This is a genomic window from Streptomyces sp. NPDC096176 (assembly GCF_044763255.1).
In the GTDB taxonomy this organism is placed as follows: domain Bacteria; phylum Actinomycetota; class Actinomycetes; order Streptomycetales; family Streptomycetaceae; genus Streptomyces.
In genome coordinates this window covers 133,909-156,742 of sequence record NZ_JBIWFV010000008.1, presented here as the reverse complement: position 1 = coordinate 156,742, position 22,834 = coordinate 133,909, and the positions used below count along the sequence as shown (strand labels likewise).

At 72.4% G+C, this 22,834-nt stretch carries 21 protein-coding genes; 10 read left to right on the top strand and 11 right to left on the bottom strand.

Annotation, left to right across the window (positions count from 1 at the left end; genetic code table 11):
• Nucleotides 1–95: 95 nt before the first annotated feature.
• Both ACIQ7Q_RS23075 and ACIQ7Q_RS23070 read left to right on the top strand, forming a co-directional pair.
• Nucleotides 96–878, top strand: a complete 783-nt coding sequence (locus ACIQ7Q_RS23075) for an MBL fold metallo-hydrolase (RefSeq protein ID WP_403865190.1) — start codon at nt 96–98, stop codon at nt 876–878.
• Entirely contained in the window at nt 875–1,540 is a 666-nt protein-coding gene (locus ACIQ7Q_RS23070; RefSeq protein ID WP_403865187.1) for a DedA family protein, read from the top strand. Before ACIQ7Q_RS23075 ends, ACIQ7Q_RS23070 begins: the two co-directional genes overlap by 4 nt.
• Here ACIQ7Q_RS23070 and ACIQ7Q_RS23065 read toward each other — a convergent pair.
• Nucleotides 1,520–2,548 carry an MBL fold metallo-hydrolase gene (locus tag ACIQ7Q_RS23065; RefSeq protein WP_403865184.1) on the bottom strand — a complete coding sequence of 343 codons (1,029 nt, stop codon included), beginning with the start codon at nt 2,546–2,548 and terminating at the stop codon, nt 1,520–1,522. The two genes, ACIQ7Q_RS23070 and ACIQ7Q_RS23065, sit on opposite strands and share 21 nt — an antisense overlap.
• Nucleotides 2,549–2,711: 163 nt before the next feature.
• Entirely contained in the window at nt 2,712–3,929 is a 1,218-nt protein-coding gene (locus tag ACIQ7Q_RS23060; RefSeq protein WP_403865181.1) for an aminotransferase class I/II-fold pyridoxal phosphate-dependent enzyme, read from the bottom strand.
• A gap of 166 nt (nt 3,930–4,095) precedes the next feature.
• On the opposite strand from ACIQ7Q_RS23060, the gene ACIQ7Q_RS23055 reads away from it, so the two are divergent.
• The 3 genes from ACIQ7Q_RS23055 to ACIQ7Q_RS23045 all read left to right on the top strand — a co-directional run bounded on the left by ACIQ7Q_RS23055 (nt 4,096) and on the right by ACIQ7Q_RS23045 (nt 7,007).
• On the top strand, nt 4,096–5,598 hold the full coding sequence (locus ACIQ7Q_RS23055; RefSeq protein ID WP_403865178.1) for a bifunctional phosphatase PAP2/diacylglycerol kinase family protein: 1,503 nt from the start codon (nt 4,096–4,098) through the stop codon (nt 5,596–5,598).
• A gap of 107 nt (nt 5,599–5,705) precedes the next feature.
• Nucleotides 5,706–6,515 carry a methyltransferase domain-containing protein gene (locus ACIQ7Q_RS23050; RefSeq protein ID WP_403865175.1) on the top strand — a complete coding sequence of 270 codons (810 nt, stop codon included), beginning with the start codon at nt 5,706–5,708 and terminating at the stop codon, nt 6,513–6,515.
• A gap of 138 nt (nt 6,516–6,653) precedes the next feature.
• Nucleotides 6,654–7,007, top strand: coding sequence for a VOC family protein (locus ACIQ7Q_RS23045; RefSeq protein ID WP_403865172.1), 354 nt, complete (start codon nt 6,654–6,656; stop codon nt 7,005–7,007).
• A 30-nt stretch (nt 7,008–7,037) separates the two neighbouring features.
• Here ACIQ7Q_RS23045 and ACIQ7Q_RS23040 read toward each other — a convergent pair whose 3' ends face one another.
• The gene (locus ACIQ7Q_RS23040; RefSeq protein WP_403865169.1) at nt 7,038–9,008 is read right to left on the bottom strand and encodes a DUF5107 domain-containing protein; all 1,971 of its coding nucleotides are present in this window, start codon (nt 9,006–9,008) and stop codon (nt 7,038–7,040) included.
• Between the two features lie 234 nt (nt 9,009–9,242).
• Here ACIQ7Q_RS23040 and ACIQ7Q_RS23035 point away from each other — a divergent pair, with 234 nt between their 5' ends.
• The gene (locus ACIQ7Q_RS23035; RefSeq protein ID WP_403865167.1) at nt 9,243–9,581 is read left to right on the top strand and encodes a DUF6204 family protein; all 339 of its coding nucleotides are present in this window, start codon (nt 9,243–9,245) and stop codon (nt 9,579–9,581) included.
• Nucleotides 9,582–9,594: 13 nt separating this feature from the next.
• On the opposite strand, the gene ACIQ7Q_RS23030 is transcribed toward ACIQ7Q_RS23035, so the two are convergent.
• On the bottom strand, nt 9,595–10,164 hold the full coding sequence (locus ACIQ7Q_RS23030; protein WP_403865164.1) for a GNAT family N-acetyltransferase: 570 nt from the start codon (nt 10,162–10,164) through the stop codon (nt 9,595–9,597).
• A 109-nt stretch (nt 10,165–10,273) separates the two neighbouring features.
• On the opposite strand from ACIQ7Q_RS23030, the gene ACIQ7Q_RS23025 reads away from it, so the two are divergent.
• The 3 genes from ACIQ7Q_RS23025 to ACIQ7Q_RS23015 all read left to right on the top strand — a co-directional run bounded on the left by ACIQ7Q_RS23025 (nt 10,274) and on the right by ACIQ7Q_RS23015 (nt 13,121).
• A complete protein-coding gene (locus ACIQ7Q_RS23025) occupies nt 10,274–11,017 on the top strand; it encodes a GntR family transcriptional regulator (RefSeq protein WP_403865161.1) in 744 nt (247 codons plus the stop codon).
• A 74-nt stretch (nt 11,018–11,091) separates the two neighbouring features.
• Entirely contained in the window at nt 11,092–12,159 is a 1,068-nt protein-coding gene (locus tag ACIQ7Q_RS23020; RefSeq protein WP_403865158.1) for an adenosine deaminase, read from the top strand.
• Nucleotides 12,160–12,287: 128 nt separating this feature from the next.
• Nucleotides 12,288–13,121, top strand: a complete 834-nt coding sequence (locus tag ACIQ7Q_RS23015) for a class I SAM-dependent methyltransferase (protein WP_403865155.1) — start codon at nt 12,288–12,290, stop codon at nt 13,119–13,121.
• A gap of 64 nt (nt 13,122–13,185) precedes the next feature.
• On the opposite strand, the gene ACIQ7Q_RS23010 is transcribed toward ACIQ7Q_RS23015, so the two are convergent.
• On the bottom strand, nt 13,186–14,307 hold the full coding sequence (locus tag ACIQ7Q_RS23010) for a GlxA family transcriptional regulator (protein WP_403865152.1): 1,122 nt from the start codon (nt 14,305–14,307) through the stop codon (nt 13,186–13,188).
• Nucleotides 14,308–14,399: 92 nt separating this feature from the next.
• Here ACIQ7Q_RS23010 and ACIQ7Q_RS23005 point away from each other — a divergent pair, with 92 nt between their 5' ends.
• Nucleotides 14,400–15,359: an NADP-dependent oxidoreductase gene (locus ACIQ7Q_RS23005; RefSeq protein ID WP_403865149.1), complete on the top strand. Its 960-nt coding sequence runs from the start codon at nt 14,400–14,402 to the stop codon at nt 15,357–15,359.
• A 113-nt stretch (nt 15,360–15,472) separates the two neighbouring features.
• Here ACIQ7Q_RS23005 and ACIQ7Q_RS23000 read toward each other — a convergent pair whose 3' ends face one another.
• From ACIQ7Q_RS23000 to ddaH, 6 genes are all read right to left on the bottom strand, one after another.
• Nucleotides 15,473–16,402 (bottom strand): LD-carboxypeptidase, encoded by a 930-nt coding sequence (locus ACIQ7Q_RS23000; protein ID WP_403865145.1) that lies wholly within the window; start codon nt 16,400–16,402, stop codon nt 15,473–15,475.
• Complete coding sequence (locus ACIQ7Q_RS22995; RefSeq protein WP_403865142.1) at nt 16,399–18,396, bottom strand: LpqB family beta-propeller domain-containing protein; 1,998 nt, start codon at nt 18,394–18,396, stop codon at nt 16,399–16,401. The genes ACIQ7Q_RS23000 and ACIQ7Q_RS22995 overlap by 4 nt, the downstream gene beginning before the upstream one ends.
• Before the next feature lie 9 nt (nt 18,397–18,405).
• A complete protein-coding gene (locus tag ACIQ7Q_RS22990) occupies nt 18,406–19,752 on the bottom strand; it encodes a M20/M25/M40 family metallo-hydrolase (RefSeq protein ID WP_403865139.1) in 1,347 nt (448 codons plus the stop codon).
• Nucleotides 19,745–20,581 carry a M55 family metallopeptidase gene (locus tag ACIQ7Q_RS22985; protein ID WP_403865136.1) on the bottom strand — a complete coding sequence of 279 codons (837 nt, stop codon included), beginning with the start codon at nt 20,579–20,581 and terminating at the stop codon, nt 19,745–19,747. The genes ACIQ7Q_RS22990 and ACIQ7Q_RS22985 overlap by 8 nt, the downstream gene beginning before the upstream one ends.
• A gap of 126 nt (nt 20,582–20,707) precedes the next feature.
• Nucleotides 20,708–21,931, bottom strand: coding sequence for an ornithine--oxo-acid transaminase (gene rocD, locus ACIQ7Q_RS22980; RefSeq protein ID WP_403865133.1), 1,224 nt, complete (start codon nt 21,929–21,931; stop codon nt 20,708–20,710).
• Complete coding sequence (gene ddaH / locus ACIQ7Q_RS22975; RefSeq protein WP_403865131.1) at nt 21,928–22,761, bottom strand: dimethylargininase; 834 nt, start codon at nt 22,759–22,761, stop codon at nt 21,928–21,930. Before ddaH ends, rocD begins: the two co-directional genes overlap by 4 nt.
• Nucleotides 22,762–22,834: the final 73 nt, after the last annotated feature.

Genomic DNA, 22,834 nt, shown 5'->3' with positions numbered 1-22,834 from the left:
CCGTCCGGCTGGGCGGCATCCCGGTCCCGCCCGAACAGGACGGGGACCGCCACTACCCTCGTACCGTAGGGGGATCCGCAACGAGGAGGCATCGCGTGCCGGTGGAGGTCACCTGGTGGGGTCATGCCACCTGCACGATCGAGGACTCCGGGGTCCGGGTGCTGACCGACCCGCTGTTCGTCCGGAGGCTGGCGCACCTGCGCCGGCGCCGTGGTGCACTGCCGCCCGCGCAGGCCGCCGTCGCCGACGCGGTCCTCGTCTCCCACCTGCACTCCGACCACCTCCATCTCGCGTCGCTCGCCAGGCTCGCGCGCGGCACACGGCTGATCGTGCCGCACGGCGCCGCACGGTCCGTGCCGGGGCTGCGGCGGCTCGTCGGCTCGGCGGGGCTGCGCATCACGGAGGTCGTGCCCGGCGACGGGGTGCGGGTGGGCGAACTGCTCGTACGGGCTGTGCCCGCGCGGCACGACGGGCGGCGGCTGCCGCTGGGACCGCATCGGTCCCCGGCGCTGGGCTTCGTGGTGAGCGGCGAGTCGCGCACGTATTTCGCGGGGGACACCGGGCTGTTCGACTCGATGGCCGACGAAGTCGGCCCGGTCGACGTGGCGTTGCTCCCGGTCGGCGGCTGGGGCCCGTTCCTGGGCCACGGCCACCTGGACGCGGGCCGTGCGGCGCAGGCACTGGCGGCGCTCTCGCCGCGGGCGGCGGTGCCCGTGCACTACGGCACGTACTGGCCGATCGGGATGGACGGCATCCGGCCGCACGAGTTCTACGCGCCCGGCGACGAGTTCGTGCGCAAAGCGGCGCAGCTGGCGCCGAAGGTGACGGTGCACCGGCTCGGGCACTGCGAGCGGGTCAGACCGGAGGAGACGCGGTGACCGCGGAACTCCCCGCCGTCCTCGGCCAGTTGTCGGAGTTCGCGCGTGAACTGCCGCCGGAGTCGACCCAGCAGGCCGTCGGCTATCCGTCGCTGTTCCTTCTGGTGGCACTCGGAGCGCTGGTGCCCGTGGTGCCGACCGGCGCGGTCGTCAGCTCCGCGGCCGTGGTGGCCTTCCACCAGACCGCTCCGCTCGCCCTGCTGTTCGTCTTCCTGGTGGCCTCGACGGCCGCGTTCGTCGGCGATGTGGCGCTCTACTGGCTGGGTCGGCGCGGCGTCCGCTCCAAGAACGGTTCGCGCTGGCTCGCCGCCCTGCGCGGCCGCGCCGCGCCCGACCTGCTGGCTCAGGCACAGCAGAAGCTGGACGAGCGCGGAGTGACGGTGCTGGTGCTCTCCCGGTTGATGCCCGCCGGACGCGTCCCGGTCATGCTGGCGTGCCTGCTGGCGAGGATGCCGTTGCACCGGTTCGTCCGCGGCGACGTCCCGGCCTGCCTGGCGTGGGCAGCGACCTACGGGCTGATCGGCATCCTCGGCGGCTCGCTCTTCGCGGAGCCCTGGCAGGGCGTCGTCGCGGCGGTCGTGCTGACGGTGCTCGTCAGCGGGGCACCGGCGCTGTGGCGCAGACTGCGCGGCGCGGGCGGGTCAGACAGTCAGCACGCGTGAACCGCCGACCGGCAGGTCCCACAGCTCGTGGCGGGGGCGGCCGGTGCGCTCCCAAGCGGCCCGCAGCCGCACCAGCGGCTCCAGCACCGGCTCCGCGGAGAGCACGAACGTCGCCCAGTGCATGGGCGCCATATTCCTCGCCCCCAGGTCGATGAAGGCGCGCACGGCCTCCTCGGGATCGGTGTGCACGTCTTCGAGCCACCAGCGCGGCGCATAGGCGCCGATGGGGAGCAGCGCCAGGTCGAGGCGGGGGTGCCGGCGGCCGATCTCCTCGAACCAGTGGCCGTAACCGGTGTCTCCCGCGAAGTACACAGCCTGGCCGCCGGCGTCGGTGAGGACCCAGCCGCCCCACAGAGTGCGGCAGGCGTCCAGCAGGGTGCGCTTGGACCAGTGGTGCGCCGGGACGAAGTCGAACCGGACGCCGCCGAGTTCCGCGCCCTCCCACCAGTCCAGCTCCGTCACGTGTGTGAAGCGCCGGCGCCGAAACCAGCGGCCCAGCGCCGCGGGGACGAACAGCGGCGTGTCGCGGGGCAGACGTTTGAGGGTGGGGGCATCGAGATGGTCGAAGTGGTTGTGGCTGATGACCACCGCGTCGACGGGCGGCAGATCCTCCCAGCGGACGCCCACCGGGGTGATCCGTACGGGTGTGCCGAGAATGCGGCGCGACCAGACGGGGTCGGTCAGCACGGTGAGTCCGCCGATGCGCAGGACCCAGCTGGCGTGACCCACCCAGGTGACGGCGAGCGTCGTCGCGTCCACCTCGGGCAGCGGGCCCGGCTCGAACGGCAGAGCCGGAATGTCCGTCATCCCGTCGGGACCGGGGCGGACGGCGCCCTCCCTGGCGAACCTGGCCATGGCGCGGACGCCGGGCAACGGGGCGGTCAGCCGGTCGGTGAAGGACCTCGACCATGTGCGGTGTTCGTAGAGCGGGCGAGGGCGCGAGCGGTGCTGCGGCGGGTGCACTGCCGGTGAGGTCTGCTCCGTGCGTCGTTCCGTCTGTTCCGCCATCCGGGTCTCCGTTCCACGCAGGTCCGTCTTGACGCGGTCCGTCTTGCTCGGTGCCGTCCTTCTGGGTGCCGTCCTTCTCGGTGCCGTCCTTCTCGGGTCCGTCCTTCTCGGTGCCGTCCTTCTCGGTGCCGTCCTTCTCGGGCCTGTCTCCCTGCTGTCCGTCTCAGCGCAGGTTGTCGAAAACCGTTCCGAGCCTCCGCAACGCCTCTGCCACCTGGGGCAGTTCGAGCGGCGCCGGAGAGGCGAGCGCCTCGATCCGCTCCGCCGCGCCGGCCCCCAGGAACGGCGCCGTGTCCAGCCGTACGTGCAGGGCGCCCAGCTCGTCGCCGAACCGGTGGCCGCCGGGCACCGGCATGCCCAGTCGGTCGGTCATGTGGTCCTCCAGCTCCATTGAGTCGCCGACGCCCAGCTCCGCGAGGCGTCCCCGCAACGGGCCCAGGTCCGCGTAGAGATGACGGCCGGCCTGTGGTGGCCTGGAGACGGCGCCGGCCTCGAGCACCAGATGGTGCACGGCGGCGGCCACGCGGGCGTGCAGCGCGGCCGCGTTCGTCGCCCGGTCCGTGACCTCGGGGGGCTCGTCGAGCGCATGCGCCGCCGCGGCGGCCACGGGCGCCGGCACGACGGCTCCCAGCGCGGTGAGGATGTCGAGTGTCCTCGCGCGCCGGGCCGCGCCCCGTTCGCCCTGCGGGAAACGGGCGACGGCGACCGGCCAGGAGGAGGGGGTGAGCGCACCCGTGAGGTCGCTCATGACCGTCACGTCCTCGGGGCACATCTCGGCCGGGCTGACCAGCACGGTCTCGTGCGGCTCGTGCACCGTGTCGCGCCAGGTCTCGTCGCTGATGATGTGCAGCCCCTCGCCGACCGCGGCCTCACATGCCTCGCGCACGATCTCCGGCGGGGCGACGGTGGCGGTCGGGTCGTCGGCGACGGACAGCAGGAGCAGCCGCGGGCGGCCGCCTTCCACACGGACCCGGCGTACGGTCTCCAGCAGCGCGAAGGGGTCCGGCACGCCGCCGCACTCCGCCGGGACCGGCACGTGATAGGCGGGCCGGCCCAGCAGCCGGACCTGAGGAGTCCACCATGCGGGGCAGGGGCGGGGCATGAGGACGTCGCCGTCGTACGCGCCGAGCAGTGCGAAGAGCAGGGTCTGGGCGCCGGAGGCCGCGATCACCTCTCCGGGACGGCTGCGCAGTCCGCGCCGCCACCAGTAGCCGCAGGCGGCCTCGCGCAGCGTCGGCCCGCCACCGGGCGGTCCGGTCGAAGCCTCGTCGGCGGCCGCGGCGACGACGGCAGCGAGCGAGGGCAGCACCGGCAGCCCCATGTCGGGTGCGGGCGGCCCGTAACGGACCGGCCCCCGGCCCTCCGGATCCGACCCCGCCATCCCGACCACCTCCGCCGCTCTCGCCCCGGATCATCTGCCCGGCCCACGAGCCCTTTATACGAAGGATCCGCCCTGCGCGCCGCGCGGGCGGCCCGTACGCCGTGAGGCACGACACGCGTGGACGACGGCCTGCGTGGTGGGGGCGGTCGCGGGGTATTCGCGCAACATGTCTGACGCGCACGCACAGGGAAAGCAGACGCTCCGCGGGCGGGTCACGCCCCTGCTCAGCGGGTGGGACCGGCGGATCCTGCACGAGGTGGCGAGGCGGGAGTGGCCGGCCGCGGAGCCGGTGCTGCCGAGGCTGAGCCGCAGCGCCAACCACGGGCTGCTCTGGTTCGGCACGGCCGCCGGGATCGCGGTCCTTGGTCGCGGCGCCCGCTCGCGCCGAGCGGCGGTGCGAGGCGTCGCGTCCCTCGCCGTCGCCTCCGCCGTCATCAACACGGTCGGCAAGCGCGCGGTGCGCAGGTCGCGGCCGCTGCTCGACGCGGTTCCGGTGATACGGCAACTGAAGCGGCAGCCGTTCACCACCTCTTTCCCCTCCGGGCACGCCGCCTCGGCCGCCGCGTTCGCAACCGGTGTCGCACTGGAGTCGAAGGGGTGGGGTGCGGCCGTCGCGCCCGTCGCCGCGTCGGTCGCCTTCTCCCGCGTGTACACGGGCGTCCACTACCCGAGCGACGTGCTCGTCGGCATGGCGCTCGGGGTGGGCGCGGCGTTCGCGGTGCGCGGCGCGGTTCCCACGCGGTCGCAACTGCCTGCGCCCGGCCGGCCGCACACGGACGCGCCTGCGCTGCCGGACGGTGAGGGCCTGGTCGTGGTCGTCAACAAGGAGTCCGGGTCCGCCGACATGGCGCCCCTGCTCCGGGACGCACTGCCGCTCGCCGAGGTGGTGGAGTGCAACCCGGCAGAGCTGAACACCGAGCTGGAGAAGGCGGCGGGGCGCGGGCGGGCGCTGGGCATCCTCGGCGGTGACGGGACGATCAACCGGGCGGCCACGGTGGCCGCCGGGCTCGGCGTACCGCTGGCGGTCTTCCCGGGAGGCACGCTCAACCATTTCGCGTACGACCTGGGCATCGAGACCGTTCAGGACACCTGCCGGGCGCTGGCGGCGGGCGATGCGGTCCGCGTCGACCTGGGACGGTTCACGCCGGGCCCGGGCGGCAGCTCGGAGCCCGGCCATTTCCTCAACACGTTCAGCCTCGGTGTGTACCCGGACCTGGTGCGCATCAGGGAACGCTGGTCGCCGCGGATCGGCGGCTGGCCGGCCGGTGTGCTGGCGGCGGCGAGGGTGCTGCGCGGCCGTCATCCGCTGCAGGCGGTCGTCGAGGGCAAGCGGCGTCCGATGTGGCTGCTGTTCGCGGGCAACGGCATCTACAAGGGCGTCGGCCCGACACCCGGCCACCGCCACAACCTGGTGGACGGCCTGCTGGACGTACGGGTGGTGCACGGCGGCCGCGCGCCGGGCCTGCGGCTGATCGGCGCGGCCCTCGCCGGCAAGCTGAACCGCTCCCCCGTCCACGCCGCCCGGCAGTTGCGGCAGCTGCGGATCGGCGGACTGGCCCCGGGGACGCTGCTGGCCTACGACGGCGAAGTGGCAAGGGCACCGGAGGAGTTGGTCGTGGACAAGGTGGTCGAGGCGCTCACGGTCTACCGGCCGCAGGAGCTGCTGTAGGGGCGCGCCGGCGAAGGGCCGAGCGTGTCCATATCCTGAGAAGTGGGTCTCGAAATCCGGGACAGCGGCGTACGGTGACGTTACTCGCCTCAGCAGAAGGAGACGTCATGCCGCAGGAGACCGCCGTCTACACCCATGGGCACCACGAGTCCGTGCTGCGCTCGCACACCTGGCGCACCGCTGCGAACTCGGCGGCGTATCTGGTCGGCGAACTCCGGTCCGGCCTGGATGTCCTGGACGTCGGCTGCGGCCCCGGCACCATCACCGCCGACCTGGCGGAGCTGGTGGCGCCGGGCCGGGTCACGGCGGTCGACGCGGCAGAGGGCGTACTGCACCAGGCCCGTGCTTACGCGGACCGACGCGGGCTGGACAATGTCCGCTTCGCGGTCGCCGACGTCCACGCCCTGGACTTCCGGGACGACTCCTTCGACATCGTCCACGCCCATCAGGTGCTCCAGCACGTGGGGAACCCGGTGCAGGCGCTGCGCGAGATGCGGCGGGTGTGCCGCCCGGGCGGGGTCGTCGCGGCGCGCGACAGTGACTACGGGTCCTTCGCCTGGTATCCGCAGTCACCGGCGCTGGACACATGGCAGGACTTGTACCGGCGCGTCGCCCGCGCCAACGGCGGCGAGCCCGACGCCGGCCGCAGGCTGCTGTCCTGGGCGCGGGCGGCCGGCTTCACCGACATCACCTCCACCGCCGCCACATGGTGCTTCGCCACACCTGCCGACCGCGCATGGTGGAGCGGCCTGTGGGCCGACCGTACGGTCGCGTCGGTGTACGCGAAGCTCGCCGTGGAGGGAGGCCACACCACGCAGGAACAGCTGGACGAGATCGCCGACGCCTGGCGGGCGTGGGGCGAGCACGAGGACGCCTGGTTCATGGTTCCGCACGGCGAGGTGCTCTGCCGGGTGTGACCCGCCCCTGAGATCGACCGCCGGGGGGACCAGCTCCGCGATCGCCCGCCCGGGGGCCAGCTCCGCGACCGCCCGCCCGGGGATCAGGTCCGCGACCGCCGATGTCCTCCCTGGCATGCGCCAACTACCCTCGCCCGTATGGAGATCCTCGGAACCACCCTGCGCATCTGCGTCGACGACCTGGACACCTCCGCCGTCTTCTACGAACGCCTCACCGGCGCCCCGCCGCTCCGCTTCGAGCGCGGCGGGGTCTCGGTGGCCGCTGTCGGCTGCTTTCTGCTGATGAGCGGACCGGAATCGGAGCTGGAGATCCTCCGGAAGGTGTCGGCGACCATCGCCGTCAAGGACATCGAGGACGCGCGCGCCACGCTCACCGAGGTCGGCGCTCGGATCCTCGCCGGTCCGGTGGAGACCCCGGTGGGCCGCAACCTGATCGCCGTCCATCCCGACGGTTCCGTTTTCGAGTACGTCGACCGAAAGCCGGCAGCCTGACGCACTGCCGGTTCCCCGCGACGCTCCCGGTCATTCCTGCGGACGCATCCGGTAGTCGTAGGCGTCCGGCAGGCGGTCGTCGGTGAGCTCGGCCCACACCTCGCCGAGGATCTCCGCGCCTTCGCGCAGATCCGCGACCTCGAAGCCCTCGGTGAAGATCGTCCGGGCCTCATCGGCGCGGTTCTCCGCGATGAGCAGGCGGGCATCGAGCAGCCGGAACCGGCCGCGTCGGCGTACGGCGGGCAGCAGTCGGTCCCACACGCCGCGGGCCTCCGCGGTACGGCCGGCGTCGAGCAGGGCCTCGATGGCCTCGCGCCCCAGCGCGGCCGTCGCGGCCGTCCATGCCTCGCCGTCGTCACGGCGCTCCGCACACAGGTCGTCGAAGGCCTCGGCGTAGCGTTCCGCGGCGCGCACCGTGTGCTCACCGTGCTGGTCCGCGACGGCGAGGCAGCGCAGCAGCGGCCAGCGCGAGGGGGCGAGTCGCAGACCGCGCTCCCAGCTGCGGACCGCCTGTGCGAGGTCGCCCGCGTGCCACTGGGCGACACCCAGGTGGTACTCGGTCAGCGGCTCGGCGGGCGCCGTCTCCAGCATGTCGCGCCAGTGCGGTGCGACGAGCGAGGGGCCGGGCGGCACGACCTTGCGCGGGGTGGGAAGCAGGCCCGTCGCAAGCAACTCCCGCCAGGGCGACTGCTCGTCACCGAGGGTCGCCTCGTCGAAGGGGGTGCCGGGCAGCTTGTACCCGGCCCGCAGCACTTCGAGGGCTCCCCACCCGGAGCCGGTGGCGAGCCGCTCACCGGGCTCGGCGTCCGCGAACGGCAGCCACGCCCGGTAGGCGACGTCCACATCGGCGCGGGGCAGGGCGCCGGCCAGCCGGGTCTCCGCCTCGGCCAGCGCCGCGCGCCAGTCGTCGCCGTGCACGACGGCCGGGTCGGCTGCGAGCGGACCGTACGACTCGAGCCAGCTGAACTCCCCCTCGGCGTCCAGACGTACGTGCTCGAGCTGGGTGCGGGCGAGGCCGGCCTGGATCTCGGCGTAACCGGGGGTGCCCGGCTCCGTGAGCCACTGCTGCCAGCGCCGTCCGCCGCGGCCCGATCCCCACAGGAACAGCTTGCGGCCACGCAGCGTGTCCGTGGACGTCTGCACGAGCCCGTGGCCTTCCGCGTCGAGCGCGGCGATCCACTTCCGGGCTCCGACGGGCACGTCGTAGAAATAGTCGGCCGGGTACTCGCTGCGCAGTGGGTAGCTGCGGTCCACCCCGCCGTGGACGGGCACCGGAACGCGGCGCAGGCTGCGTTCGTAGCCGAAGTGGAATGCCTCGTCGGCGGGCGCGAGCACCCGCGTCGACTCGTGCTCCTCGACGGCGATGTTGGACCACCAGTAGACGGGTGCCGGACGCTCGTGCGGATTGCGGATCCGTACGCCGACATGGAGGAAGTCGGAGTCGGCGGGCAGCCACAGGTCGACCTGGAACGGCAGGTCACGCAGCCGTTCCCACTCCCACAGGCGCACCATCACGCCGCCGTCCGGTGCGGGCACGAGCGCGGCGTGCAGCGGTGCGCAGGCGAGAGTGGTGTGGCCGGTGGCTCCGATGTTCCACTCGATGCCGCCGGAGAACCAGGCGCCGTTGAGCGCGAAGTCGGCGGGCTGCAGGACGGGGTTGCGGTAGAGCAGTTCGCGGCCGGTCGGCTTGTGGTGCAGGGAGTGGATCCGGCCGCCGAGGCCGGGCAGCACCGTGGCGCACAGCCGTTCGTTCTCGATGACGACAGCGTCGACGGCGGTCGGGGTTCGCTCGCGCCCGTATCCGTCGAGCAGTTGCACCGGCAGCACCGTGCGCAGCGGCTCGTAGCCGATCTGACGGGCCATGTCCTTCGGCAGATCCCGCTTCGCACGCTCGTCCAGGGTGTGCGTCTCGTCGAGGGGACGCAGCGCGGGCAGTGGGTTCGGCGCGCCCAGGGGGGCGGCGAGCAGGGTCAGTACGGTACGGCGCACAGTGGTGGCCAAGGCAACCTCGCTTCGCTCGCGCGGGCGGTCGGTACCCGGTCCGGCCGACGCGTCCCGTGCGACCATCGAAGCGCCAAGTGCCCGCGCGGGCCAGGGGCTTCGCACGCCAGGCTTCGGCAAAGGCCGTCCCTCACGGGCGGACGCCGCTGGGGCGAGGCCATATCCGGTGGGAACGGTGCGTCAGCCGCCGTAGTCTCGATCGTCGACATGGTGACGACGAATAGGGCGGCGGAGATGAGCACACAGCACACGTACCGGGTGATCGTGCGCGGCACCTGGGACGGGCTGACCGGCGAGGGGCGCGCGGCGCTGCTCGCGCAGGTGGCGGAGCACGGGCTCGAGCAGATGCGGTTCACCGAGGAGGGATCGCTCACCTACGACAGCCGGCTCCAGCACTTCTCGTACCGCTTCGTCGTCGTCTCGGACGCGGCGGACGGCGAGGAGATGGCCGCTGCGATCGCCGAGGACCGTGCGGAGCGGGCGCTGGCGTCGCTCGGGCACGGCTACCGCGATCTGAAGTCGACCGCGACGGACATGGACACCATGAAGATCAACTACAAGGGTCGTCGCTGACCGGCCCGTTCCGTCAGCTCGTGGGAGATCCCCTTCCCGTCATCTCGCGGGTGATCGCCCAGCGCTCGTGGTCGCGCCATGCGCCGTCGATGTACAGGAAGTCGGGCGAGTAGCCCTCGAGCCGGAAGCCGGCCGCGCGTACGAGTGCGATCGAGGCCGCGTTGCCGGGCTGGATGTTGGCCTCCAGCCGGTGCAGACCGAGGCCCGTCGACGCGAAGGCATGGGTGAGCAGCAGCCGCAGGCCCTCACCCATCAGCCCGCGCCCGATGGCGTGGGCGAAGGCTCCGTAGCCGAGGGTGCCGCTGAGGAAGGCGCCCTCGACGATGTTGTTGACGTTGATGAACCCCGCGATCCTGCCGCCGGGGCGCTCGCAGACGAGGAAGCCGGCCTTGGCGGGGTCGTCGATGAGCCGCTGGGCGTAGACGGCGTAGTCCTTGTCGGTGAGCGGCGGGAACAGCCACGGGTGGTGGTGCGCAGTGCTCCGCCGGGCGTGCGCGGTGAACTCCGCGCCGTCCTCGTAGGTGAAGGAACGCAGCCCGACGCGTTCGCCGGCGACAAGGCAGGGGGTGGCTGTTCCGGACATCCCGCCAGCCTAGGGCTTCAAGGGGGTCGTTGCACCAGACCGGCAGCCCCCAGCTTGTCAGACAAGTATCGGCCGCTTACGGTGCTGATCAATGAGCCGAGGAGAGCCAGTGGCAGCAGTCAGCGGGCAGCAGCGCCGACCGGTCGTCGTCCTGTACGAGCGGATCGCGGACGCCATCCGCGACGGCGTCTACCCGCCGGGGTCCACCCTGCCCTCGGAGCCCCGGCTCGCCTCCGACCTGGGAGTCAGCCGCCCCGCGCTGCGCGAGGCGCTGCTGCTGCTCCAGGAGGACGGACTACTGTCGGTGCGCCGCGGCGTCGGCCGGACCGTCAACGACCGTCCGCTCCGCCGCGGTTACGAGAACATCCAGCCGCTGGAGCACCTGCTGTCCAACGGTGCACCGCTACGGGTGCGTCCGCTGCTGCGGACAACGGAGGAACCGACGGACTTCACCGCCCAGCATCTGCTCGCCGCTGCCGGAGCCGAGCTTCGGTTCTGGGAGTCGCTGCTGACGGGCGACGGCTCCGCGGCGGCGCTCAGCCATGAGTGGGCGGCCGCGGAGGAGACCCTCGAGGCGGTCCACCCGTCGTTCGCCGGCGCTCTGAGGGCCGCGCCGCCCGCCGCGTCGATGCTGTCGGTCCTGACCGCCGCGTCCCGGGGCGTGCCCCTGACCGCGCACAGCGGCATCAGCGCGACGATGCTGGGGCGCCGGCGCGGAGAACAACTGGGCCGGGCGGCGGACACACCGGCGGTGCTGGTGACGCAGGTGGTGCGCGTCGGGGAGACGCCGGTGCTGGCGGCGAAGCACATGCTGCCGACGGGAGCGGCGGCGCTGCCGGTGCTCTCGCACTGACAGGGTGGGGCGAGGCGTGACCCGGAGGCAGCGCCCCCGGCTCGGGGGGCGTTTCCGTGCCGTACACTCCCCGGATGCACTTGTCTGACATCTTGCGCGCCCCCAAGGTCGTCCTGCATGACCACCTCGACGGCGGTCTGCGCCCCGCCACCATCATCGAGCTCGCCCGTCACTGCGGCTATCAGGGACTGCCCACCGAGGACCCGGACGCGCTCGCGGTGTGGTTCCGGGACGCCGCGGACTCCGGGTCGCTGGAGCGGTACCTGGAGACCTTCGCACACACGTGTGCCGTGATGCAGACCCGCGAGGCCCTCGAGCGCATCGCCGCCGAGTGCGCGGAGGATCTGGCGGCCGACGGGGTCGTGTACGCCGAGGTGCGGTACGCGCCCGAGCAGCACCAGGAGCGCGGGCTCACCCTGGACGAAGTCGTGGACGCGGTCAACGCGGGCCTGCGCGAGGGCGAGCTGCGCACCGGCGGGCGAATCACCGTGCGTGCGCTGCTCACCGGCATGCGGCACACCGAACGCTCCCTCGAGATAGCCGAGTTGACGGTGGCCCACCGCGAGCGCGGGGTCGCCGGCTTCGACATCGCGGGCGGCGAGATCGGCAACCCGCCGGCCCGTCACCTGGCCGCGTTCCAGCATCTCAAGCGTCACAACTGCCACTTCACGATCCACGCCGGCGAGGCGGTCGGCGCCGAGTCGATCCACGAGGCGGTCCAGGTCTGCGGCGCCGAGCGCATCGGCCACGGCGTCCGTATCACAGACGACATCCAGGTCCACGACGACGGCACGGCGACCCTCGGCCACCTCGCCTCGTACGTACGCGACAACCGCATCGCCCTCGAGGTCTGCCCGACCTCCAACCTCCAGACGGGCGCGGCGAAGTCGTACGACACGCACCCCGTGGAGCTGCTGCGCCGGCTCGGCTTCCGCGTCACCCTCAACACCGACAACCGTCTGGTCTCCGGGACCACCATGAGCCAGGAGTTCGCGCACATGGTGGACGCCTTCGGCTACGGATCCGAGGTGTTCGAGGAGTTCACGGTCGCGGCGGCGAAGTCGGCGTTCCTGCCCCTGCCGGAGCGGCAGCGCCTGATCGACGAGGTGATCCGCCCGGGCTACGCGGCCCTGCGCGACTGACCACCGTCGCCCTCGGGCGTCCGCGCCGGCCGCTCCGTCGGTCCCGTCAGCCGGGGGGCTGCCGGGGCGGTCGGCGCGGTCGGAACGGTCGGCAGGCCGGGCGGTACGCCCGGCGCGACAATGAGGTCATGGCACACAGCGCCTCCTCCGGGAGCGATGCGCCGGCCCTGGGCGCGTCACGCTACGGCGAGCAGGTCTTCCGCCCCCAGGACCGGGGAGAGGCCGATCGAATCGACCTCGGGGCGCTCGCCTACGACACCACGACCATGGCCCGGCTGCGCGAGCTGGGGGCCGGTCCGGGATGGCGCTGTCTCGACGTCGGCGCCGGTACCGGCACGGTGGCCCGGGCGCTGCTGGAGGCGGGAGCCGACGAGGTGGTGGCCGCGGACCGGGACGTACGGTTCCTGGCCGCCGACCCGCCCCCGGGCCTGACCGTGCTCGAAGCGGACATCACCACGGACGGCTTCGCACCCGGAACCTTCGACCTCGTGCATGCCCGGTTCGTCCTCATGCACCTGCGTGAGCCCGGGCGCATGGTCGCCAGGCTGGCGGAGATGCTCGCGCCGGGAGGCGTCCTGGTGGTCTCCGACGCGGTGGACCTGACGACGGCCGACGCCCCCGTCACCTCGTTCACCTCCGCCATGCGCGCCATGTGGCAGGGCCTGCACGACACCATCGGCACCGACGTCACCTGGGTGCCGGACTCCCCGCGGCTGCTGGAGGCGGCCTCGCTGGAGTCCGTCGCAGCGGAGATCCATGTACCGCCGCTCCTGCCCGGCAGCGCCATCAGCCGGTTCTGGGTCGACACCTGGGACCGGGCCCGTGACTCGATGATCGCCACGGGACTGGTGGACGACACCACGATCGACGACGCCGTGCGCTCCCTCGCCGCACCCGGCTTCTGCGGCCATTCACCCGGCATGCTCAGCGCCTGGGGACACCGGCCGGAAGTCCGGCCGTGACGTCACTCCCCTCGGGCGCGCCGTCAGCTTCGACAGCGCTCCGACCGCGCACCGGCCACGGCCGTCACGCGGGTGACGCGGCGACGTCGGCCCGCGCGGACGCCGGGGCGGCGGTGCCCCGGCGTCCGCCGTCCGGGCCCCGACCCGCCGCCGCGGCATGGAACGTCCGCCGGTAGGCGGCGGGTGAGACACCGACAACGTCGCGCATGTGCTGGCGCAGCGAGTTGGCACTGCCGAATCCCGACCGGTCAGCGACCAGATCGATGGAGAGATCGCTGGTCTCCAGCAGCTGCTTGGCCACCTCCACCCGCTGGCCGATGAGCCACTGGCCAGGCGTGACGCCCGCCTCGTCGCGGAACCGGCGGGTGAAGGTCCGCACGCTCATCCGCGCGTGCTCGGCCAGTTCCCCCAGCGTCAGCGGTCGGTCCAGACGCTCCAGCGCCCAGGCACGGGTGGGGGCGGTGGTGGAGGCCCCCGGGGAGGGCACGGGACGCTCGATGTACTGGGCCTGGCCGCCGTCGCGCCACGGCGGGACGATGCAGCGCCGGGCCACCTGGTTGGCGAGGGCACTGCCGTGGTCACGCCGCACCAGGTGCAGGCACACGTCCACGCCGGCCGCCGCGCCGGCCGAGGTGAGCAGATCACCGTCGTCGACGAAGAGGACGTCCTCGTCGAAGCGCACCCGAGGGAAGAGCCGGCGGAAGTGCCCGGCCTCCGCCCAGTGCGTGGTGGCGGGGCGGCCGTCGAGGAGCCCGGCCGCCGCGAGCACGAAGGCGCCCGTACAGATGGACACCGTGCGGGTGCCCGGCCGGATTCGGGCGAGGGCCGAAGCCAGCTGTTCGGGCAGCACACCGTCTTCGCCGACCGTTCCCAGCCGGTGCGTCGGAGCGATGACCACGGTGTCCGCCTGCTCCAGGGCTTCGGGGCCGTGCTCCACCTCGACGCGGAAGCCCGCCTCGGCGCGCACCGGCTGCCCGTCGGGGGTGCAGACGACCACCTCGTACAGCGCCCGACCGTCCTTTGAGCGGGCGGTGCCGAAGATGCGGGCGGGGATGCCCAGCTCGAAGGTCATCACCCCGTCGAGGGCGAGAACCGCGACGCGGTGCGGGTCGGGTCCGGGAGGGACGACGCAGCCGTCGTGCACGCTCCATTCGGCGACCTGTTGCGAATCCTTCACCACTGCCATGGCCAGATTCTGTCACATCATGGCCATCAGGCCAGTTCTCCAGCTTCAGGAGAGCACGGAAGGTGGGCGTACCCGAAACGGAAGGACCTTTCATGAACGACATCACGATGCGCGCGATCACTCCCGTCTCCTGGGGCGGCCCGGAAGTGCTCACCACCGTCGAGCTCCCCCGCCCCGTGCCCGGACCGACGGAGATCCTCGTCAAGGTCCACGCGGCGGGCGTCAACCCCGTCGACTGGAAGACGCGGTCCACGGGAGGCTTCGGGATGCACGGCGAGCCGCCGGTGCTGGGATACGACGTGTCGGGTGTCGTCGAAGCCGTCGGCCTCGGCGTGACGCTGTACCGGCCGGGCGACGAGGTGTTCGGGATGCCGGAATTCCCGCGCCAGGCGGGCGGCTACGCGGAGTACGTCACCGGACCGGCACGGCACTTCGCCCACAAGCCCGCACACCTCACGCATGTGGAGGCCGCCGCACTGCCGCTGGCCGGCCTCACGGCGTGGCAGGCCCTGGTGGAGACCGCGGGCCTCGACGCCGGTCAGCGGGTCCTGATCCACGCCGGCGCGGGCGGTGTCGGGCATCTCGCGGTGCAGATCGCCGCAGCCCGCGGCGCGTTCGTCATCGCGACCGCCAGGGAGGAGAAGCACGCGCTGCTCAAGGAACTGGGCGCCGACGAGGTGATCGACTACACGCGCGAGGACTTCACCGAACGGCTCGGGCGGAGCGTCGACGTGGTCCTCGACTCCATCGGTGGCGACTACGGGGCCCGCTCGCTGCAGGTGCTGGGTGCCGGCGGCGTCCTCGTCACCCTGCCCTCCCCCGACGACGTGCCCGCCGCCGAGGAGGCCGACGCGCACGGCATCCGGACCGGGTTCACGCTGGTGGAACCCGACTCCACCGGGATGCGAGCGCTCGCCCGGCTGACCGAGGAGGGCAGGCTGCGGCCCGTCGTCGAGACGGTGCTGCCGCTGGAACGCGCGGCCGACGCCCACCGGCTGGGCGAGACCGGCCGCACGCGCGGCAAGATCGTGCTCTCGGTGACGACGGACTGAACGAACGGCCGGCCGGCACGGACCCGCCCCACACCGGGCGGGCCCGCCCCGAGAGCGGTGACGCGCCGGCCGGCGCGTCACCGGCCGAAGCGTCGGACCGGTGTTGGTCCGCCTCAGGCCAGGGCCGGGGCGGCCAGCGTCAGCGTTCGTGCGTCCGCGTCCAGGACGGCCGGCACGCCGAGCGGCATCGTCAGCGCCGTCTCCCCGTGCCCGAAGCCGAACTCCTCCACGACCGGCACACCGAGACCGCCCAGCCGGTCGAACAGCACCGCCCGCACCTGCTCGTACGGACCGCACTCCGCCCACGATCCGAGCACCACACCCGCGACACCGTCCAGCCATCCGGAGCGCAGCAGTTGGGTGAGGGTCCGGTCCAGGCGGTATTCCTCCTCACCCACGTCCTCGATGAGCAGCAGCCCGCCCCGTCCCGACGGGCGGCCGTGCGGTGTTCCCAGGTCGGCGGCGAGGAGACTGAGGCAGCCGCCGAAGGTGACGCCGCTCGCCCGGCCGGGCGCCATCGTGCGAGCGGCCGCCAGACCGGCCAGGGACATCACCGACTCGGGCTCGAAGAGCGTGGCCCGCAGCGACTGCTGCGTTTCGGCATCCTTCAGGAAGGTCAGGGCGCCGATCATCGGGCCGTGCAGAGTGGCCAGGCCCATGCGTACGGCGAAGGCCTCGTGGAGCGCGGTGATGTCGCTGTAGCCGACCAAGACCTTGGGGCCGGCCGCCCGCATCGCGGTCCAGTCGACCAGGTCGACCATGCGCTGGGCGCCGTATCCGCCGCGGGCGCAGATCACGGCGGACACCGACGGGTCGCACCAGGCCTGCGTCAGGTCGCCGGCGCGGGCCTCGTCCGCCCCTGCCAAGTAGCCGAGCTCCGGGTGGGTTTCGCGCACGTGGGGCATGACGACGGGCTCGAGGTCCCAGCCGCGCAGGATGTCCAGCCCGGCGTCGAGGCGCTCGTCGGGTACGGGACCGCTGGGCGCGACGACGGCGACCCGGTCCCCGGCCCGCAGCCGCGGTGGTCTGGTCAGTGGCTTCATTTCCTCAGCTCCAGCTGCGGCACGTCGGTGCGGTCGATACCGAAGGTCTGTGCGTAGAGGGACAGTTCGGCCTCCAGGCCGCGGATCATCGTGTCGGCCCTGCGGAATCCGTGGCCCTCGCCCTCGAAGGCGATGTAGGCATGGGCGACCTGACGGCCCGCCATCTGCTCGAGGAACCGCTCGCACTGCACCGGCGGGCAGATCACGTCGTCCAGGCCCTGCAGCAGCAGGAAGGGCGCGGTGATGCGGTCCACGTGGGTGATGGGCGAGCGATCCCGGTAGCGGCCCGGCACTTCGGCGAGCGGGCCGACCAGCGACTCGAGGTACTGCGACTCGAAGTCGTGCGTCTCGTCCGTGGCCCAGGAGCGCAGGTCGAGGATCGGGTAGATGATCGTTCCGCAGGCGTACACGTCGGTGGTGGCGAGGGAGACGGCCGCGGTCCAGCCGCCGGCGCTGCCACCGCGGATCGCGAGCCGGTCCGGGTCCGCCGTGCCCTCGTCGGCCAGCGCCTGGGCGACGGCCGCACAGTCCTCGACGTCGACGACGCCCCACTGTTCGCGCAGCCGTTCGCGGTACTCGCGGCCGTAACCGGTGGAGCCGCCGTAGTTGACCTCCGCGACGCCGATGCCTCGGGAGGTGAAGTACGCGATCTCCAGGTCCAGCACGAGCCCCGCCCGGCCGGTCGGGCCGCCGTGCGCCCACACCACGTAGGGCGGCAGCTCGTCGTCGGGCGCCACCCGGTCGGGGCTGTGCGGCGGGTAGATGTGGGCGTGGATCTCGCGATGGTCGGGGCCCGTGAAGATCCGGATCTGCGGCTCCGGGTAGTACGCCGGGTCGACCGGGTCGTCGTGCGGACTGCCGATCACGCGGGTACGGCCGGTACGGGTGTCGAGTTCCACGATCTCGTAGGCGCTGCGCGGGCTGGCCGCGACGCCGATCACCCGGTCGCCGTGCACGGCGAGCGTCGGCGTCCATTCGCTCCACGGCCCCGCGGCGTCGACGAGTTCGCCGGTCTCCGGGTCGAGTATGCCCAGCGCGGTGGCGCCCGTGCCGTGGATGACGGCGATGAGTCCGCTCTCCAGCGGCCGGAACCACTGGGAGCCGACCTTCCACAGCGGCCCGCCGAACTCCTCGCTGCGGCCCGGGCACAGCGGGGTGCGCGCGTCGAAGTCCAGTGCGTCGGATGTGATGCGCTGCAGCTCCCACCAGCCGGTGCGGTCGGCGGTGAACAGCAGCGAGCCGTCCGGGGCCCATTCGACCTGGGCGACCGACTCGTCGCTCCCGCCGGTCACCGGCCGGACGGCGGCGAACGGGCCGTTCTCCGTGACCTCGCCGAGCATCACGGCCGTGGCGTCCCACGGCATCCTGGGATGGTCCCAGGCGATCCAGGCCGCCCTGGTCCCGTCGGGCGAGAGCCGCGGCCCGGTGACGAATCGGTGCCGGTCGTCGCTGAGCTCCCGTACTGCCGACCGGTCCCCGGCAGCCGAGCCGTCGAGGGGTACGGCGGCGATCACACGTCGTACGTCGGTGGACGCCGGGCCGGTGAACTCCTCGAGAACGCACCAGACTTCGCCACGCTCCGGCCGCAGCTGGGGGTCGGCCCAGCGCAGTCCCCCGCCGACCGCGGACACCGGCGTCAGGGGGCGGGGCTCGGCGCCCGGCAGGTCGGGCTCGTAGGCGTACAGCCGCTGGTCGGCGAAGTGCGCGAACACCACGAGCGGGCCCTGCCCTTCGCGGTGGGCGCCGGCCCACGGCATGCCGCCGTACTCCATGACCCGGCTGCGCACGTTCCACGGCGCGGGGAGGACCGATTCCTCGCCGCCGTCGGCCCGCAGCCGCACCAGCGCGCGTCTGCCGCCTTCCACGGGGCGCGGGGCGGTCCACCACACCTCGTCGCCGACCACGCCGAGATACTCCGGGTGACCGTCGTGCGAGGCGGCGAGTGCGGCGTCGATCGGCGACGGCCAGGTTCCGTAGGCGCCGGTGGGTACCATGCTCGCCCCCTAGGCGGACTGCAGATAGTGGTCGAGGACCCTGACGCCGAAGTGGAGCGCGTCGACGGGGACGCGCTCGTCGACCCCGTGGAAGAGGGCCTGGTAGTCGAAGCCGGGCGGCAGTTTCAGCGGCGAGAAGCCGTAGCCGGTGATGCCGAGGCGGGCGAACTGCTTCGCGTCGGTGCCGCCCGACATACAGAACGGGACGACGTGCGCGTCGGGGTCGAACGCCTCGAGGGCGGCGCGCAGTTTGGCGAACGTCGGGGAGTCGACCGGCGCCTGGAGGGCGATCTCGTTGTGGTCGAACTCCCAGTGGACGTCCGGGCCGGTCAGCGCGTCCATCGTGGCGCGGAACTCGTCGTCGGTGCCGGGAAGGATCCGGCCGTCGACGAACGCGGTGGCGTTCCCCGGGATCACATTGACCTTGTAACCGGCTTCCAGCACCGTGGGGTTGGAGCTGTTGCGTACCGTCGCCTCGACCAGCTTGGCGGCCGGGCCGAGCTTGTGGAGCAGTTCGTCCACGTCGAAACCGCGGGCTTCCAGGGTGTCCGCGGTCAGGTCGATGTCGTGCAGCGCGGCGAGCTCGAGCAGCGCCGCCTTCACCGTCGGGGTGAGCCGGACCGGCCACCGGTGCTCGCCGATCCGGGCGACTGCGGCGGCGAGCCTGGTCACCGCGTTCTCGCGGTTGACCTTGGAGCCGTGTCCGGCCCTGCCGTCCGCGGTGAGCTTCATCCACGCCGTGCCCCGCTCGCCGGCCGCCACGGGGTACAGGGCCAGTCCGGGTCCGGCGTGGAAGGTGTAGGCGCCGGATTCGCTGATGCCTTCGGTGCAGTCCTCGAAGAGTTCCGGGTGCTCGGCGGCGAGATAGCCCGAGCCGTCGGCCGCGCTGGCCTCCTCGTCGGCGGTGTAGGCGATGACGATGTCCCGACGGGGCCTGATGCCGTGCCGGGCCCACGCCCGGACGACCGAGAGGATCATCGCGTCCATGTTCTTCATGTCGACCGCGCCGCGGCCCCAGACGACCCCGTCGCGGACCTCGCCGGAGAAGGGGTGCACGGTCCAGTCGTCGGGTTCCGCGGGGACCACGTCGAGGTGGCCGTGGACGAGCAGCGCGTCGGCTCCCGGATCCCAGCCCTCGTAGCGGGCCACCACATTGGTGCGGCCGGGGGTGCGCTCCAGCATGACCGGTTCGAGTCCGGCGTTGACCAGCCGCTCCGCGACGTACTCGGCTGCGGGCCGCTCCCGGCAGTCGCCGCCGCCCCGGTTGGTGGTGTCGATGCGGATGAGTTCGGAAGTGAACGTCACCACCTCGTCGAGGGCACGGGCGTCGATGGGGGTTTCGGTCACGTCAGCCATACTGCTCCTCCACGGCGGCGGAGACGATCGTCGTGACCGCCTTGAATGTGCGAATGCCCTCGTACATCGTCCCGCTGGTGTAGACGACCCGCCGCTCGCCCCGCGCTCTGGCCACTCCCGGGACGACGGTGGCGGCGGCGGCGAGGTGCTCGGCGTCGAACTCCACCTCCACGGTGAAGGGACCGCCGTCGACGGGATCGTGGCGTACTGCGAGCGCGGCGGCCTCCTTCGCCGCGGCCCGGATGTCGGCCGCGGTGCGGGCAGGCGTGCGGCAGACGGCCGCGTAACGGGACACGTGATCCTTGACGGCGACCTTGAGCGCCCCGGGCGCGTAGCCGAGCGCGTCCTCGCAGGTCAGGTCGTCGCCGGTGACGAGGACGACGGGGACGCCGTATTCGGCCACGACACGCGCGTTGAGGAGGCCCTCACTGGCGCGGACACCGTTCAGCCAGACGCCCGTGATGGAGTTCGCGAGGTAGGTGTGGGCGAGGACGCCTTCCGTGCCGGCACCGGTGTGGTAGCCGACGAAGGCGATGCCGTCGACGTCTCCGTGCTGGACGCCTTCGACCATGGACAGCGACTTGTGACGGCCGGTGAGCATCTGGGCGCGTTCGTCGAGTTCTTCGAGGAGCAGGTTGCGCATGGTCCAGTGCGCCTCGTTGATCAGCACCTCGTCGGCGCCGCCGTCGAGGAACCCGAGGACGGCCGCGTTCACGTCCGAGGTGAACATGGACCGGCAGCGCTCCCACTGGGGTGTGCCGGGCAGCACGTCGGCGGGCCATGTCACCCCCGTGGCGCCCTCCATGTCGGCGCTGATGAGGATCTTCACAGCTCTCTCCGTTCCGCCTCGGCCACGCTGCCAGAAGTGCACCTTACGACAGCGTGACCGTGGACCGGAGGGCCGGTTGAGGCGCGCCCCGGCCGCTCCTCACGAGAGGCCGGGGCGGGCGGGTGGTCAGCCGAGGATCTTCTCCAAGGAGGCGAGGGCCGACTCGAGTTCCTCACGGGTGATGGTCAACGGCGGGGCGATGCGGATAGTGGAGCCGTGGGTGTCCTTGACGAGGATGCCCTCCGCCATCAGCCGTTCGCTGATGTCCCGGCCGGTGCCGATGGCCGGGTCCACGTCCACTCCCGCCCACAGGCCCCGCGCGCGGAAGCCGACGACGCCCTTGCCCACGAGTGCGGCCAGGCCCTCGCGCAGCACCACGCCCAGCTCGGTGGCCCTGCGCTGGAACTCGCCGGTCGCCAGCAGATCCACGACGGCCGAACCGACCGCCGCGGACAGCGGGTTGCCGCCGAACGTGGAGCCGTGCTCGCCGGGACGCAGCACACCGAGGACGTCGCGCCTGGCGACGACCGCGGAGACCGGGACGATGCCGCCGCCGAGCGCCTTGCCGAGCAGCAGCATGTCCGGCCGGACGGACTCGTGGTCCACGGCGAGGGTCGTTCCGGTGCGGCCGAGACCGGACTGGATCTCGTCCGCGATGAACAGGCAGCCGGCCCGGCGGGTCAGGTCGCGGACGCCGGCCAGGTAGCCGTCGTCGGGGATGAGGACGCCGGCCTCGCCCTGGATCGGCTCGATGAGCACGGCGGCCGTGGTCTCGTCGATGGCGTTCTCGAGGGCGGCCAGGTCGTTGTACGGAACGATGCGGAAGCCGGGGGTGAACGGTCCGAAGCCGCCGCGCGCCGTCTCGTCGGTGGAGAAGCTGACGATGGTGGTGGTGCGGCCGTGGAAGTTGCCGTCGGCCACGATGATCGTCGCCCGGTCCGGGGCGACGCCCTTCACCTCGTACGCCCACTTGCGGGCGACCTTGACGGCGCTCTCGACCGCCTCGGCGCCGGTGTTCATCGGCAGGGTCATCTCGAGGCCGGTGAGTTCGGCGAGGCCCTCGGCGAAGCCGGCGAGCTTGTCGTTGTGGAAGGCGCGCGAGGTGAGGGTGAGCGAGTCGAGCTGCTGGTGGGCTGCGGCGATGAGGCCGGGGTGGCGGTGGCCGAAGTTGAGCGCCGAGTAGCCGGCCAGCATGTCGAGGTAGCGGCGGCCCTCGACGTCCTCGACCCATACGCCTTCCGCGCGGGCGACGACGACGGGCAGCGGGTGGTAGTTGTGCGCGAGCGCCGTGTCTTCGGCGCGGATCAGCTCCTCGGAGGAGCGCTGGGTGTGAACGGGGGTGAGCGTCATGCGCGGATCTCCTGAGTGCAGCACTTGATGCCGCCGCCGGACTTGTGGAATTCGGACATGTCGACGGGGACGGGTTCGTAGCCGTGCGCGGCGAGCTGTTCGACGAGGGCCTCGGCCTGCGGGGCGACGAGGACATGACGGCCGTCGGAGACGGAGTTGAGACCGAAGGCCATGGCGTCGTCGCGGGTGGCGACGACGGCCTTTGGGAAGAGCCGCCGCAGAACCGCGAGGCTGCCCGGTGAGAAGGCCTCCGGGTAGTAGGCGATGTTCGCCTTGTCACCGTGCTCGTCCCCGTCGCCGAGGACGAACAGGGCCGTGTCGAGGTGGTAGAAGTACGGGTCGACCAGTTGGAGGCCGATCACCGGCACGCCGAAGAACTCCTGCACCTCACGGTGTGCCTCGACGGAGGTGCGGAAGCCGGTGCCCGCGAGCACGTAGCCACCGACGGGCACGAGGTCGCCCTCCCCCTCGACCACGGATTCGGGCCGGTGGACGTCGAACCCGGCGACCTTGAACCAGGCCGCGTACGCCTCCTCCTCCGGCCGGCGCTGCGGTGCGTGGAAGCGGGAGCCGAAGACCTTGCCGTCGAGGACGAGGGCCGAGTTGGCGGCGAACACCATGTCGGGCAGTTCGGCATGCGGCTCGACGGTCTCGACCGTGTGGCCGAGGGCGCGATAGGTGTCGGCGAGTACGGTCCACTGGGACCGGGCGAGATCAAGATCGACCTCTGTGTTCTCGCTCATCCAGGGATTGATGGCGTACTTCACGTCGAAGTAACGGGGTTCGCAGAGCAGATAACGCCTGGGGCGAGGCACGCGGCTGGGTGGCACCCGGGATCCTCCCGCTTCCTGAGATGGCCGGTGACGACCGGTGACGACCGGTGACGCCTCAACGGTAGGAATC

Excerpts from the sequence above, each read along its gene's own strand:
- rocD (WP_403865133.1), bottom strand. The coding sequence starts at position 21,931 with ATGACGCTCACCCCCGTTCACACCCAGCGCTCCTCCGAGGAGCTGATC.
- ACIQ7Q_RS23060 (WP_403865181.1), bottom strand. The coding sequence starts at position 3,929 with ATGGCGGGGTCGGATCCGGAGGGCCGGGGGCCGGTCCGTTACGGGCCG.
- ACIQ7Q_RS22995 (WP_403865142.1), bottom strand. The coding sequence starts at position 18,396 with ATGGTACCCACCGGCGCCTACGGAACCTGGCCGTCGCCGATCGACGCC.
- ACIQ7Q_RS23050 (WP_403865175.1), top strand. The coding sequence starts at position 5,706 with ATGCCGCAGGAGACCGCCGTCTACACCCATGGGCACCACGAGTCCGTG.
- ACIQ7Q_RS23020 (WP_403865158.1), top strand. The coding sequence starts at position 11,092 with ATGCACTTGTCTGACATCTTGCGCGCCCCCAAGGTCGTCCTGCATGAC.
- ACIQ7Q_RS23065 (WP_403865184.1), bottom strand. The coding sequence starts at position 2,548 with ATGGCGGAACAGACGGAACGACGCACGGAGCAGACCTCACCGGCAGTG.
- ACIQ7Q_RS23030 (WP_403865164.1), bottom strand. The coding sequence starts at position 10,164 with ATGTCCGGAACAGCCACCCCCTGCCTTGTCGCCGGCGAACGCGTCGGG.
- ACIQ7Q_RS22990 (WP_403865139.1), bottom strand. The coding sequence starts at position 19,752 with ATGGCTGACGTGACCGAAACCCCCATCGACGCCCGTGCCCTCGACGAG.
- ACIQ7Q_RS23045 (WP_403865172.1), top strand. The coding sequence starts at position 6,654 with ATGGAGATCCTCGGAACCACCCTGCGCATCTGCGTCGACGACCTGGAC.
- ACIQ7Q_RS23055 (WP_403865178.1), top strand. The coding sequence starts at position 4,096 with ATGTCTGACGCGCACGCACAGGGAAAGCAGACGCTCCGCGGGCGGGTC.
- ACIQ7Q_RS23015 (WP_403865155.1), top strand. The coding sequence starts at position 12,288 with ATGGCACACAGCGCCTCCTCCGGGAGCGATGCGCCGGCCCTGGGCGCG.
- ACIQ7Q_RS23000 (WP_403865145.1), bottom strand. The coding sequence starts at position 16,402 with ATGAAGCCACTGACCAGACCACCGCGGCTGCGGGCCGGGGACCGGGTC.
- ACIQ7Q_RS23010 (WP_403865152.1), bottom strand. The coding sequence starts at position 14,307 with ATGGCAGTGGTGAAGGATTCGCAACAGGTCGCCGAATGGAGCGTGCAC.
- ACIQ7Q_RS23035 (WP_403865167.1), top strand. The coding sequence starts at position 9,243 with ATGAGCACACAGCACACGTACCGGGTGATCGTGCGCGGCACCTGGGAC.
- ACIQ7Q_RS23005 (WP_403865149.1), top strand. The coding sequence starts at position 14,400 with ATGAACGACATCACGATGCGCGCGATCACTCCCGTCTCCTGGGGCGGC.